The organism is Halomonas sp. 141 (assembly GCF_002810305.1).
In the GTDB taxonomy this organism is placed as follows: domain Bacteria; phylum Pseudomonadota; class Gammaproteobacteria; order Pseudomonadales; family Halomonadaceae; genus Vreelandella; species Vreelandella stevensii.
Genome location: NZ_PINZ01000027.1, coordinates 1 through 12,509 on the forward strand (window position 1 = coordinate 1; position 12,509 = coordinate 12,509).

At 63.7% G+C, this 12,509-nt stretch carries 14 protein-coding genes; 7 read left to right on the forward strand and 7 right to left on the reverse strand.

Annotated elements, in window-relative coordinates:
• From CWI66_RS11920 to aroE, 6 genes are all read left to right on the forward strand, one after another.
• Positions 1-165 (forward strand): transposase (locus CWI66_RS11920; RefSeq protein WP_198517565.1); only part of this gene is annotated, 165 nt, incomplete at its 5' end.
• Positions 166-286: 121 nt separating this feature from the next.
• Complete coding sequence (locus CWI66_RS11925) at positions 287-1,165, forward strand: peptidoglycan-binding protein (RefSeq protein ID WP_100731789.1); 879 nt, start codon at positions 287-289, stop codon at positions 1,163-1,165.
• 112 nt (positions 1,166-1,277) lie between these two features.
• Positions 1,278-2,474, forward strand: coding sequence for a DNA-processing protein DprA (dprA, locus tag CWI66_RS11930; protein WP_100731790.1), 1,197 nt, complete (start codon positions 1,278-1,280; stop codon positions 2,472-2,474).
• A 47-nt stretch (positions 2,475-2,521) separates the two neighbouring features.
• Positions 2,522-3,079 carry an L-threonylcarbamoyladenylate synthase gene (locus tag CWI66_RS11935; RefSeq protein ID WP_100731791.1) on the forward strand — a complete coding sequence of 186 codons (558 nt, stop codon included), beginning with the start codon at positions 2,522-2,524 and terminating at the stop codon, positions 3,077-3,079.
• Positions 3,080-3,171: 92 nt separating this feature from the next.
• Positions 3,172-4,149, forward strand: a complete 978-nt coding sequence (gene hemF / locus CWI66_RS11940; protein ID WP_100731792.1) for an oxygen-dependent coproporphyrinogen oxidase — start codon at positions 3,172-3,174, stop codon at positions 4,147-4,149.
• The gene (gene aroE, locus CWI66_RS11945) at positions 4,146-4,967 is read left to right on the forward strand and encodes a shikimate dehydrogenase (RefSeq protein ID WP_100731793.1); all 822 of its coding nucleotides are present in this window, start codon (positions 4,146-4,148) and stop codon (positions 4,965-4,967) included. Before hemF ends, aroE begins: the two co-directional genes overlap by 4 nt.
• On the opposite strand, the gene CWI66_RS11950 is transcribed toward aroE, so the two are convergent.
• Both CWI66_RS11950 and CWI66_RS11955 read right to left on the reverse strand, forming a co-directional pair.
• Entirely contained in the window at positions 4,964-5,221 is a 258-nt protein-coding gene (locus tag CWI66_RS11950) for a hypothetical protein (protein WP_100731794.1), read from the reverse strand. The genes aroE and CWI66_RS11950 overlap by 4 nt on opposite strands.
• 26 nt (positions 5,222-5,247) lie before the next feature.
• A complete protein-coding gene (locus CWI66_RS11955) occupies positions 5,248-6,051 on the reverse strand; it encodes a M48 family metallopeptidase (protein ID WP_100731795.1) in 804 nt (267 codons plus the stop codon).
• 98 nt (positions 6,052-6,149) lie between these two features.
• Here CWI66_RS11955 and CWI66_RS11960 point away from each other — a divergent pair, with 98 nt between their 5' ends.
• Entirely contained in the window at positions 6,150-7,037 is an 888-nt protein-coding gene (locus tag CWI66_RS11960; protein WP_100731796.1) for an ATP-binding protein, read from the forward strand.
• On the opposite strand, the gene CWI66_RS11965 is transcribed toward CWI66_RS11960, so the two are convergent.
• From CWI66_RS11965 to hisS, 5 genes are all read right to left on the reverse strand, one after another.
• On the reverse strand, positions 7,028-7,648 hold the full coding sequence (locus CWI66_RS11965; protein ID WP_100731797.1) for a hypothetical protein: 621 nt from the start codon (positions 7,646-7,648) through the stop codon (positions 7,028-7,030). The two genes, CWI66_RS11960 and CWI66_RS11965, sit on opposite strands and share 10 nt — an antisense overlap.
• A 177-nt stretch (positions 7,649-7,825) precedes the next feature.
• Positions 7,826-9,229 (reverse strand): ribosome biogenesis GTPase Der, encoded by a 1,404-nt coding sequence (der, locus tag CWI66_RS11970; RefSeq protein ID WP_081195238.1) that lies wholly within the window; start codon positions 9,227-9,229, stop codon positions 7,826-7,828.
• Positions 9,226-10,407 carry an outer membrane protein assembly factor BamB gene (gene bamB, locus CWI66_RS11975; RefSeq protein ID WP_100731798.1) on the reverse strand — a complete coding sequence of 394 codons (1,182 nt, stop codon included), beginning with the start codon at positions 10,405-10,407 and terminating at the stop codon, positions 9,226-9,228. Before bamB ends, der begins: the two co-directional genes overlap by 4 nt.
• Positions 10,407-11,066, reverse strand: a complete 660-nt coding sequence (locus CWI66_RS11980; RefSeq protein ID WP_100731799.1) for a YfgM family protein — start codon at positions 11,064-11,066, stop codon at positions 10,407-10,409. The genes bamB and CWI66_RS11980 overlap by 1 nt, the downstream gene beginning before the upstream one ends.
• Positions 11,067-11,149: 83 nt before the next feature.
• Entirely contained in the window at positions 11,150-12,466 is a 1,317-nt protein-coding gene (gene hisS, locus CWI66_RS11985) for a histidine--tRNA ligase (protein WP_100731800.1), read from the reverse strand.
• Positions 12,467-12,509: the final 43 nt, after the last annotated feature.

The window sequence follows — 12,509 nt, forward strand, 5'->3', positions numbered from 1 at the left end:
GAACTGGTGCAGCCCGCCTACCGGAAGAACTCGCTGTGGAGTCCAAGCTACTTTGCGGGAAGTGTCGGAGGCGCCCCTCTGAGCATGGTCAAGCAGTATATTGAGCAACAATCGAGGCCGGACCAGGGGCGCTCTCGCGCCCCTCGCTATCCATCCTCGCACTAGAAGTACGAGGTTTTTCGCGATGTTCGATAAGCGTTCCTGGGCACGCGCCGCGCCGTGGCGCCCCCGCAACTGCTTCAAACCATCTCCAGGGGATCACGAGGGGATAACGAGGGGAGAACGGATGGTGGCTAGAAAGCCGTTGTATCACAGCGTGTTTGGGGTGCTGCTGGCGGTGCTGGCGCTGAGCCCAGTGGCGCACGCCTGGGAGCGGCTGCGCAGTGATGGACAGTCGTGCCTGACGCTGGAGCGTGGCCAAAGCGTGGTTCGGCTATCGCCACAAATGCGCAGCGTTCCCGAGCGGGAAGCGATCACGCCCATTCCCATGGACGTGGTGCGCTCTTTTTTGCGCGATCACCGGGTGGTCGAGCCGGGTGAGGATGTTCAGGAGCTGGCCTATGTGGTGGGTGGCGACAACCAGCGGCTGATCAGCGGTGCCGGGGATACGCTCTATGTGCGTGGCGAGCTGCCCGCCCGCCAGCGGCTGGGGATCTATCGCCCCGGCGAGCCTTATCTGGCGGCGGACGGCACCCTGCTGGGCGACGAGTTGATCAGTATCGGCGAAGCGCAGCGCATCAGCAGTGAAGGCGATATTTCACGTGTCGAAGTACTGCGTGCCAACCAGGAAGTGCGCAGCAACGACATCCTGCTGCCGCTGGAAGATATTCCGGTCAGCGAGGCCTTTACTCCCAGGGCGCCGCTGAACCAGGTGGCTGGGCGGATCGTGGCCGTGCCCGGCGGCGTTCGCTTCATTGGCCGGTTGCAGGTCGTGGCGTTGGATGTGGGCACCCAGGATGGCCTGCAGCCCGGCCATGTCTTGCGTGTCGATCAGCAAGGCGAAGTGGTCAACGACCCGCGCACCCAGGAGCTGATTCAGTTGCCCGCCACCGAAGCGGGTCTCGTGATGATCTTCAAACCCTACAGTCACATGAGCTATGCGTTGGTCATGCAGGCTTCCAATGTGTTGGCCGTGGGTGACGTGGTGAGAACTCCCCAGCACTAGTTTTCGTACTCAGCCTGGTTTTCGTACATGGCCTGGTTTTCATACATAGCCTGGCTTTCGTACATGACCTGTCACGCCGCAGGTGTACTCGAACGATGAAAAGGAGGTGGCGATGGACGCCAGGGAGTGGCTGGTAATCAATGCACTGCCCGGCATGGGCGCAGCCCGTATTGCACAGCTGGTGGCCCGCTCGCCCCAGTGGCCACAGGGCTGGCTGGCGGCGCTGCCCAGTGCGGCGGCCAATGCCCTCAGGTTATGGCTGGCGCAGCCTCAGCGCAGCCCGCTTCAGCAGGTGGTGGAAGAGACCGAGGTGTGGTTGGGCAAGGCGCCCCATCGTCATCTGCTGCACCGCGACCACCCGGCTTGGCCTGCGCTGCTGAACCAATTGCCGGACCCGCCCGTGGTGCTGTGGGCACAAGGGGATTTGCAGGCGCTGGAGGGCCCGGGCCTGGCCATGGTAGGTACCCGCAAACCGACCGCCGAAGGCAGTGGCCATGCCCAGGCGTTTGCCCGTGAGCTGGCCAGCCGTGGCTGGTGTATTGTCAGCGGTATGGCGCTGGGCGTCGATGGCGTTGCCCAGCGCGCCGCGCTGGCCGCCGGTGGGCATTCGATCGCCGTGCTGGGGTGTGGGGTGGACGTCATTTATCCGGCGCGCCACCGCGAGCTGCACGAGCAGCTGAGCACCCAGCCCGGCGGGCTGCTGCTTTCCGAACACCCGCCGGGCACCGTGGCGCGTCCGGCCTTTTTTCCACGCCGCAACCGCATCATCACGGGGCTTTCGTTGGGAACCCTGGTGGTCGAAGCCACCGAGAAAAGCGGCTCGCTGGTGAGTGCCCGGCTGGCGCTGGAGCAGGGGCGAGAGCTGTTTGCCCTGCCGGGGTCGCTGCATAATGTTCAAGCCCGTGGTTGCCTGCAGCTGCTGCGCAATGGCGCGACGCTGGTGCGCCACGTGGAGGACATTCTGGCCGAGCTTCAGCACTGGGCACCGCATTATTGGCCGATGCTAACGCCCTCGGAGGAAGCGCCTGCCGAGAAGGCCTCGCCTGTGGCCCCCGCGCCGATGTCGCCAGCGCCCTCTGCCCAGACAGACCCTGCCCAGACAGACCCTGCCCAGACAGACTCTGCCCAGACAGCGCCGCCTGACCGCCTGCTGCACGCGCTGGGGCCTTCCCCCACGCCCATCGACTGGCTGGTGCAGAGCACGGGGCTGTCGGTCAGTGAGTGTCAGCAGCGGCTGTTGATGCTGGAGCTGGAAGGGCAGGTGGCCCAGCGTGCGGGTGGCTGGGTTCGGCTGACCGCAGCATGGTAAGATGCTGCTTTCTTGATCTGATGGTTCGATAGCCAGTAGGAGCGTCCATGAAAACGGCGGTTGACGTGAAAGCAGCGGTGCAGGCGCTACGGGAAGGGGGAGTGATTGCCTGCCCTACCGAAGCCGTGTGGGGGTTGAGCTGTGACCCGGACAATGACGAGGCGCTGGCGCACCTGATGCGCATGAAAGAGCGTGACCCGGCCAAGGGCGTCATTCTGGTGGCGGCCAGTATTCAACAGTTCCAGCCCTGGCTGAGCCAGCTACCCTTGGCGCTGCATGCGCCGCTGGCCGCCAGTTGGCCTGGCCCCAATACGTGGCTGGTGCCCGATAATGGCCGTAGCCATGGCCTCGTGCGCGGCGCTCACCAGAGCGTGGCCCTGCGCGTGACCGACCACCCGCTGATGAAAGCACTGTGCGAAGCCTTTGGCGGGCCGCTGGTGTCCACCTCGGCCAATCGAGCCGGTGACCCACCCGCCATGAGCGCCGACGAGGTCGTCACCATTTTTGGCGAGGAAGTCGCGGCCATCGTGGCCGGAGAGCTGGGAGGCAATGCCAAGCCCAGCACCATCAGAGACCTGCTGACCGGCCAGGTGATGCGTGCCTGAGTCACTAGCGCGCCACTAGTGCCTCGACATCAGCGTCTCGACATCAACGGTTGATGACTTACCATTCACGATTCATCTCACCAGGAGCTCCCGTGGCCCACGAACACCTCGACGACGTCAAACACTACCTTCTGGATCTACAGGATCGGCTGTGCGCCGGTTTGAGCGCCGCCGATGGCCAGGCCACGTTCAGGGAGGATAGCTGGCAGCGTGAAGAGGGCGGCGGCGGTCGCTCACGGGTCATGACCGATGGGCGGGTGTTCGAAAAGGGCGGCGTCAATTTCTCGCATGTCTTTGGTGCTCAGTTGCCCCCGTCGGCCACGGCCGCCCGCCCGGAGCTGGCTGGGCGCAGTTTCCATGCGGTGGGGGTTTCCTGGGTCATGCATCCTGAAAACCCGCATATCCCCACCAGCCACGGCAATGTGCGCTTTTTCATTGCCGAGAAGGAGGGCGAGCCGCCAGTCTGGTGGTTTGGCGGCGGTTTCGATCTCACGCCTTACTATCCCGTGTTCGAGGACGTGGTGCACTGGCATCGCGTGGCGCGTGATGCCTGCGCTCCATTCGGGGAAGGGGTGTACGAGCGTTACAAAGCGTGGTGCGACGACTACTTCTATCTGAAGCACCGCGAGGAGACCCGCGGCGTCGGCGGACTCTTTTTTGATGACTTGAACGAAGGCAGCTTTGAAGAGTGTTTTGCGTTTCAGCGCGCGGTGGGTGATAGCTTTCTGGATGCTTACCTTCCCATTGTCGAGCGCCGCAAGCAGGACGCGTGGGGCGAACGCGAGCGCGACTTCCAGCTTTACCGTCGTGGCCGCTACGTGGAGTTCAACCTGGTATGGGACCGAGGCACCCTGTTTGGCCTGCAAAGCGGCGGGCGCACGGAGTCGATTCTGATGTCCATGCCGCCGCTGGCCCGTTGGGAGTACGCTTTCACTCCCGAGCCGGGCAGCCGCGAAGCGCAACTGCACGATTACCTGGTGCCGCGTGACTGGCTGGGTGAAGCGGGCCAGTCGTCTCAAGCTCAGGCCCAGACTCAATCGCAACGCCAGCCCCGTGGAGAGACCTCATGAGCGACCGTTACTGCGTGTTCGGCAACCCCATCGAGCACTCCAAATCTCCGATGATTCACGCTGAGTTTGCCCGCCAGACCGAGCAGGCCATGGAGTACGTCGCGCAGCTGGCACCCACCGACGGCTTCGCCCGTGCCTGGCAGGCCTTCGTGGCGGCGGGCGGGCGCGGTGCCAATGTGACCGTGCCTTTCAAAGGCGATGCCTTTGCGCTGTGCGACACGCTCAGCCACCGGGCCAAGCGCGCGCAGGCCGTCAATACGCTGATCGTCGGCGGCAATGGCCGCACCTATGGCGATACCACGGATGGGGTCGGGCTGGTACGTGACCTTGCCTATCAGGGAGTGACGTTGAAGGGTAAACGCCTGCTGGTGCTGGGGGCTGGCGGTGCCGTGCGGGGTGTGCTGGAGCCGCTGCTGGCGGAAAAGCCTGCCTGCCTGCAGGTGGCCAACCGGACGGCTGAAAAAGCCACTCAGCTGGCCGCTGCGTTCGCCGACCTGGGGCCAATCAGCGGCAGTGGTTACGCGGCCATCGAGGGGCCGTTCGATCTGGTGATCAACGGCACCAGTGCCAGCCTATCAGGCGAGCTGCCGCCGCTGCCGGAGACACTGTTTGCCAAAGGTGCCTGGGCCTACGACATGATGTACGGGGCCGAGCCCACGGTCTTTCTGCGCTGGGCCGAGGCGCAGGGCGCACAGCCGCTGGACGGCCTGGGGATGCTGGTCGAGCAGGCCGCCGAGTCGTTCTTCCTGTGGCGCAACGTGCGCCCCGAGACGTCTCAGGTGCGCACGCGGCTTCGACACTCATTGACGGGTGGCTAGCGGGGTTTGGTGTAGAACCCCACCATGCACATCATCAGCCCCACCACGGAGAGCAGCATGCCGCCGTTCACCAGCAAGGGAGAACGCTCCAGCCAGGAGACGAACGGCTGGGGCGTCTCGCGGCAGGCGCTTTCCAGGTAGTTCCAGTAGCCCCCTTCGAGATGGCAGGCGCGCACGTCGCCCAGTTCCCAGAAATAGACGCTCAGCAGCACCAGAATCGGCAGTACCAGCAGCAGTAAACCCAGTCGGATCATCTAAACCTCAATGTCAGGAGCGTATATCAGGGGCGTGGGCAGTTGGGCGTGCGGCCGCTTTGGCGAGCTTCTTCGAAGCTGGCCATGGCGGGCTCCATGTTGGCCTGCAGGCCCTGGATGCGCTGCCCCTGGCTTGGGTGCGTCGACATCCAGACGGGGGGCGCGCCACCGCTGGACGCGGCCTGCATGTTTTCCCACAGAGTGACGCTTTCGCGAGGATCGAAGCCTGCCTGTGCCATCAGCTGCAGGCCGATGACATCGGCTTCGCTTTCATGGCGGCGAGAGAAGGGCAGCGCAATGCCGTACTCGGCGCCCATGCCGAGCACGCCCATCAACTGCTGGCCCGCCGGGGTTTGCATGCCGGAGGCGCTGGAAATGACCGACAGGCCAAGCGAAGTGGCGCTTTGGGTCGAGGCGCGCTCGTTGGCATGGCGTGCCAGCACGTGGCCGATCTCGTGGCCGATAACCGATGCCAGCTGATCCTGGTTGGTGGCCACGTTCAGCATGCCGGTATTGACGCCCATGTAGCCCCCTGGGAGGGCGAAGGCGTTGGGCTGCTCGGACTCGAACACGCGAATTTGCCAATCCAGATTGCGCTGTTCGCCGGGCAGAATGTCGACAATGGCGTTGGTGATGCACTGGACGTAGCGGTGGCTCGCCTGGTTAGCCGTAGGCACGTCGCGCTGGTACTGCGCGAACGCCTGCTGCCCCATCTGATTGAGCTGGTCGTCCGAGAGCAGCAGTAGCTGCGAACGGCCGGTGGGGGACGTGGAGCAGGCAGCCAGAGAGGCGCACAAAGCGGTGACGGCAAAGGGGCGAAGCCAGCGCATAGACGGTTTCCTAATAGACGAGAAGGGATCCTTGCACACAAGATAACCACTGACAGCGGTAAATCAACTCTTATCATAACCTACCTCTGAGGGCCACCATGGATGCGCAATTAAGCCAGCGCTTGACGCAGCTACTCGATCACATCGACCACTGGTTGCCGCCAGTGCCCACCCCGGTGAACTGGCAGACCCATGTGGCGGCCATTTGGCAGCGCCACCCGCTGGGCGGCCAACTGGTGCCGGTGCCGCCGCGAGATGGCATGACGCTGGACGACCTGCTGGGCATCGAGAGGCAGAAACTGGCATTGGTCGATAACACCCGCGCCTTTCTGCAGGGGCTGCCCGCCAACCATGCCTTGCTGTGGGGCTCCCGCGGCAGCGGCAAGTCGTCGGTGGTGCGTGCGCTGCTCAACTCTCTGGCCAGTGAAGGGTTGCGCCTGATTCAGGTCGACCGCCATGACCTGGCGAGCCTGCCACGGCTGGTCGAGCAGTTGCGCCATCAGCCCCACCGCTTCGTGGTGTACTGCGATGACCTGTCGTTCGAAGGCAACGATGATGCCTACAAGGCGCTGAAAAGCGTGCTGGACGGCGCCTTGACCGGCCCTCCCGAGAACGTGCTGCTGTATGCCACCTCCAACCGTCGGCACTTGCTGCCGGAGTCGATGGAAGACAATCAGGGAAGCCGCTTGGTAGGCGAAGAGCTGCACCATGGCGATGCCGTGGAGGAGAAGATCTCGTTGTCAGACCGTTTCGGGCTGTGGCTGGGCTTTCACCCGTTCAACCAGGCAACTTATCTGGAGGTGTGTGAGCACTGGGTCAACCGCACGGGTAGCGGTAACGACTGGGACGATGGCGCGCGGGCGGAAGCCGTACGTTTTGCCACCCTGCGCGGTGGGCGCAGCGGCCGAACGGCGTGGCAGTTTGCGGCCCAGTACGTGGGCCGCAAGCGGCTGCAAGAGGAGCGTCAGCGCGTCGATCAGCGCTGAGGAATCAGCTGCCCATCGGCGCCGACGTTCAAGCGGATGGTCGGCGTCAGCAGGCCGGAGGGCAGCGTCATGCCCAGGCCGCGCAGATCCCCGGGGGTGATGGCCAGCTCGCTACCGGGGGGCAGTTCCCCCTGGCTTGCCAACTGGCTGACCAGCTCGATCATGGGCGTCATGCGCTGGGTGTCGGTGGCCAGAATATCGAACGCCACCGGCAGGCGCAGGTTGGCGTCGTCGCCTGGGGTGAGGGTCACGTCCTGTTGATACTGCCCCTGCACGGGGTCGACGCCCGGCATGTCCAGCGTCCAGCGAAACCCGGACATTTCCACGGCGGGCATGCCTGCCGGTAGCCCCAGGCCCATGGCCAGGGTGGCCTGCACTGGCAGGCTGCCAGCGCCCAGGCTCGAAGCCAGTAAGCGAGTCAGGTCGCTGGTATCCAGGCCGGCATTCACGCTGTATGGCCCGATGCGTACCTCTTCGACTCCCAGAGAAGTAACGGCCAGCCGGAAGGCAAACAGGCCGGTTTGTGGCAGCGCAAGGCAGCCGGTCAGTAGAGCAGCAGCAGAATCAGGCTGCGGCCACGGCGAAGGGCATGGTGCATGTGTTTCCCCCAGAGAAAGGGCAAAAGGTCAGTGTAGCGGATGCTCGAAAGCGCCGCTATTTGAGGGCCACCGCCCATGGCTGTCAAGCGGATTTGTTGGCACCGAGCGTTGCGCTGGTCGCAAAAACCGAAAAGCCATCGCCCGCCATATAGGCGGGCGATGCAGGCGGGGCCAGTTTTCGAGCAGCGCCTAGCGGCGGCTCTTGCGGGCTTCCCTGGTGCGGTTCAGCTCGCGTTTCTTGGCTTTCTCCTTGTCGCTGGCACCTGCCATCTTGTCGAAAGGGTTGCTGCCTGAACGGAACTCGAAGCGCATGGGCGTGCCGCGTACCTTCAGCACCTTGCGGAAGGTGTTGATCAGGTAGCGGCGGTAGGCCTCGGGCAGCGATTCGGTCTGGTTACCGTGGACCACGATGATGGGCGGGTTGCTGCCGCCCTGGTGGGCCATGCGCAGCTTGATCCGCCGACCATTGACCATGGGGGGCGGATGCTGACTGACCGCATCTTGCAATAGCGTGGTCAGGCGGTTGGTGGACCAGTGGGCATTGGCTGCCTTGAAGGCCCGCTCGATGGAGGGGTAGAGGTCGCCAACGGCGGTGCCGTGCAGCGCCGAGATGAAATGCAGCTCGGCGTAGTCGGCGAAGCCCAGGCGGCGCTTGATGTCCGCCCGCATCTTCTCCTTGGCTTCGCTTTCCAGCCCGTCCCACTTGTTCACTGCCAGCACCAGGGCGCGGCCCGTGGTCAGGACGTAGTCCAGCAGGTGCAGATCCTGTTCGACCAGACCGCTGCGGGCATCCAGCACCATCACCGCCACATGGCTCTCCTTGATGGCGTCCAGCGTCTTGATGATGGAGAACTTCTCGGCAATTTCACGCACGTTCTTGCGTCGACGTATCCCGGCCGTGTCGATCAACACATAGGGGTGGCCGTTACGCTCGAAGGGGATCTCGATGGCATCGCGAGTGGTGCCTGCTTCATCGAACACTACAACGCGGTCTTCACCCAGCAGCCGGTTGACCAGCGTGGACTTGCCCACGTTCGGGCGGCCAATCACACCGATACGAATGCCTTTCGTGCCGGTGTCGGCAGGAATGGTCGGGTCGCGCTCGGGGAAGGGTTCCAGCACGGTATCGATGAGCAGCGACACGTTGCGCCCGTGGGCGGCGGCGATGGGCCACGGGTCGCCCAGGCCCAGCTTCCAGAAGTCGGCCATGGCAGAGTGCTCTTCGAGCCCATCGGTCTTGTTGACCACCAGCCAGGTTTTCTTCTGATTGACACGCAGGTGATTGGCGATGGCCTCGTCGGCCACGTTGAGCCCCGCTCGGGCATCCACCAGAAACAGCACGATGTCTGCTTCGTCGATGGCGGCCAGTGACTGCTCTGCCATGGCGGCGTCGATGCCTTCCTCGTCGCCGCTGATGCCGCCCGTGTCAATCACGGTATAGGCCTTGTTGCCCAGCATGCCGTTGCCGTATTTACGGTCGCGGGTCAGGCCGGGAAAGTCCGCCACCAGCGCGTCGCGCGAGCGGGTAAGGCGGTTGAACAGGGTCGATTTGCCCACATTGGGTCGACCCACTAACGCTATGACGGGTGTCATGGAGTGACTTCCAGGGTTTCCAGGCGACCATTGTTGGCCTGGACATGAATGGTGCTGCCTTCAGTGACAGGGCGCACGCTGATACCGGAGCTGTGGACGCGGGTACGTCCTACCAGATTGCCTTCACGGGCATCCAGCAGGTGCAGATAACCTTCGAAGTCACCCACCACCAGACGGCCATCCGCAAAGGCGGGCGGCGTCAGCCAGCGATCTTCCAGATCCGTATTACGCCATACTTCCTGACCGCTATTGGCATCCAGAGCAATGACGTGGCTATTGTCGCTCACCACCAGTAGCAGGTTGCCGACCAGAATAGGGGTGTGGCGGCTGGAAATGTTGGCTTCCCACAGCGTACCGCCTTGAGTGGCTTCCAGCGCCACCACCCGGCCGTTGTAGCTAGTGACGAACAGGCGACCATCCGGGCTCAGTACCGGCTGGCCAGAGAGGTCCACCAGACGTTCGACATCGCTACGGCCACGTGGTGTGGCAATCTGCATTTCCCAAAGGGGCTGGCCGCTGCGGTTGTCCAGGGTGGCCAGGCGACCATTGGCCAGACCGACGAAGGTAACCGGATCGATGACCATGGGCGTGCCGGTGCCGCGCAGTGTCAGCGCAGGCTGAGAGCTGGTGTAGACCCAGCGCTCTTCACCGCTGGCGCGATCCAGGGCCGTTATCTGGCCGTCGATGCTCTGCACCAGCAGCAGTTGCTGGTTGGCCTGGGGAGCGGCCAGCACTTCGCTGGACACCCGCGAACGCCAGCTCACGCTGCCGTCACGCTGGCTCAGCGCAATCACTTCACCGTTGCGGGTGCCCAGGTAAACTTGGCCGGCAATGGCGTTGAGTGCACTGGAGATGGGAGTGTCCAGCTCGACTTGCCACTCACGCTCACCGCTCTGGGCATTGAAGGCGGCTACCAGGCCGTTGGCATCGGCGGCAAACACGGTATTACCCTCGCGTGCCGGTGCAATCGGGTAGCGGGCTCGGCCAAAACCGTCGCCAACGCTGCGCCGCCACTGGCTATCCAGTGATGAGGTTTCATTGAAGCTACGCAGCTCTTTGGGGGTGTAGGCAGGCTCACCCTTGCTGGCGCAACCCGCCAGCAAGGCCAGCGCAACGGCGCCCAGCGTGGCACGCATCAGCGCAGTGGAAAAACATGGTTTTAACAGGCTGTTGGTCATCACTGATTCGCCTCCTCGGCGCCGATATCGTCGAGCTTGAACTGCACGCCATAAAGCGGCTGGTTCTGCGTTTGGGCAATCTCCAGCGCGGCTTGCCATGCTTCGCGAGCCTGCTCGGGCTGGCCAAGCGCCAGGTGAGCATCGCCGCGTACGTTGGCCTGTTGGGCGGCCAGCGTGTCGGTGATCGGCTGGTCCAGCAGCGCCAAGGCCGCTTCCGGGTTGCCTTCAGCGATTTCGATACGTGCCAGACGCAGCCAGGCCAGGCTCTGGACATAGCGGCGTGATGAGCCGTCGGCGACGCTTTCGAGGGCTGCTTTGGCTGCGGCCAGATCGCCTTCCTGTACGGCCAGGCGGGCCTCCAGCAGCTGGGCAAGCTCGGCATACAGGGTGCGGCCATGCTGGTCAGTCAGTTCACCGATCAGCTCCCTCGCTGCCGCGAGCTGCTCCTCTTCCAGCGAGTTGGCGGCCGTGATGGTCACCAGCTGCTGGTAGCGGGCAGAGGCCGCTTCCGACTGGCCTTCCTGGTAGTTCTGCCAGGCATTCCAGCCGAACACACCGGCGGCAGCCAGCACCGCGCCGGCAATCAGCGACGTACCGTTCTCTTTCCACCAGCGCTTGACAACGTCCAGCTGTTCTTCTTCGCTTCTCAGATCCGCCACGGGCGGCCTCCTATTCAATCACTCAGCCGCCGCAGCGGCTGACAGGTATGCATCGCCCACCCGAGACGCTCGGTGGGCAGCGTTTAGTGGGTCGCGTTGCCTGGTGTGGCGGCCAGCAGGTCGCTCAGCGTGCTGGCAAGGCTGGCCTGGGCGACCTGCTGCTGCTCACGGTCATCACGCAGGAATTTCAGGGTGGCCGTTTGCTGAGCTAGCTCGTCTTCACCCAGCAGAATGGCAATGGGCGCGGCGCTCTTGTCGGCCTTTTTCATGCGACTCTTGAAGCTGCCGCCGCCGCAGTGCAGCTGCAGGCGCAGGTCGGGCAGTGCGCTGCGCAGCTGTTCTGCCAGGGTGAGAGCTGCCACGGTGGCGCTGTCATCCATCGGCACTAGATAAGCGTCGCAGCCGCCTAGGGCCTCATCAGGTACCAAGTTGAGCGTTTCCAGCAGTAGTATCAGGCGCTCGATCCCCATGGCAAAGCCCACGGCAGGTGTGGGCTTGCCGCCCAGCTGCTCGACCAGCCCATCGTAGCGGCCACCGGCACAGACGGTGCCTTGGCTGCCCAGCGCCGTGGTGGTCCACTCGAACACCGTACGGCAGTAGTAGTCCAGGCCCCGCACCAGGCGCGGGTTGACCACGTAGGGAATGTTGGCCGCGTCGAGCATGGCCTTGAGCTGCTCGAAGTGCTCCCGGGAGGCGTCGTCCAGGTGATCCATCAGCTGTGGCGCGGCGTTCAGCATCTCGGCCATGTCGGGATTCTTGGAATCCAGAATGCGCAGCGGATTGCTGGTCAGGCGACGCTTGGAGTCTTCATCCAGTAGCGCATGGTGCTGTTCGAAGTACGCCACCAACTTGTCGCGGTAGGCTGCGCGGGCGTCGCTGGAGCCCAGAGAGTTGAGTTCCAGAGTGACATGTTCGAGAAGGCCCAGCTCTTGCCATAAGCGGGCAGAGAGCAGAATTACTTCGGCATCAATGTCCGGGCCGTCGAAGCCATAGGTTTCCACGCCCACCTGATGGAACTGACGGTAGCGTCCTTTCTGGGGCCGCTCATGGCGGAACATCGGGCCCTGATACCAAAGCCGCTGGGTCTGGTTGTGCAGCAGGCCATGCTCCATGGCAGCGCGGACACAGCTGGCGGTGCCTTCCGGACGCAGGGTCAGGCTGTCGCCGTTGCGGTCGTCGAAGGTGTACATCTCTTTTTCGACGATATCGGTGACTTCCCCGATGGAACGGGCAAACAGGGCGGTCTGCTCCACAATGGGCGTACGGATTTCTTCAAAGCCGTAGCGCTGCATCAAGTGGCGTACCTTGGCCTCAAAAAATTGCCAGCGAGGGCTGTCGCTGGGCAATAGGTCGTTCATTCCACGGATGGCTTGAATCTTTTTAGCGGCGGACTTGCTCAATGAAAACTCCTTGTCTGGGCGGCAGCGCGAGGCGCAAGGCGTG

Excerpts from the sequence above, each read along its gene's own strand:
- CWI66_RS11925 (WP_100731789.1), top strand. The coding sequence starts at position 287 with ATGGTGGCTAGAAAGCCGTTGTATCACAGCGTGTTTGGGGTGCTGCTG.
- dprA (WP_100731790.1), top strand. The coding sequence starts at position 1,278 with ATGGACGCCAGGGAGTGGCTGGTAATCAATGCACTGCCCGGCATGGGC.
- CWI66_RS11935 (WP_100731791.1), top strand. The coding sequence starts at position 2,522 with ATGAAAACGGCGGTTGACGTGAAAGCAGCGGTGCAGGCGCTACGGGAA.
- aroE (WP_100731793.1), top strand. The coding sequence starts at position 4,146 with ATGAGCGACCGTTACTGCGTGTTCGGCAACCCCATCGAGCACTCCAAA.
- CWI66_RS11950 (WP_100731794.1), bottom strand. The coding sequence starts at position 5,221 with ATGATCCGACTGGGTTTACTGCTGCTGGTACTGCCGATTCTGGTGCTG.
- CWI66_RS11955 (WP_100731795.1), bottom strand. The coding sequence starts at position 6,051 with ATGCGCTGGCTTCGCCCCTTTGCCGTCACCGCTTTGTGCGCCTCTCTG.
- CWI66_RS11960 (WP_100731796.1), top strand. The coding sequence starts at position 6,150 with ATGGATGCGCAATTAAGCCAGCGCTTGACGCAGCTACTCGATCACATC.
- der (WP_081195238.1), bottom strand. The coding sequence starts at position 9,229 with ATGACACCCGTCATAGCGTTAGTGGGTCGACCCAATGTGGGCAAATCG.
- bamB (WP_100731798.1), bottom strand. The coding sequence starts at position 10,407 with ATGACCAACAGCCTGTTAAAACCATGTTTTTCCACTGCGCTGATGCGT.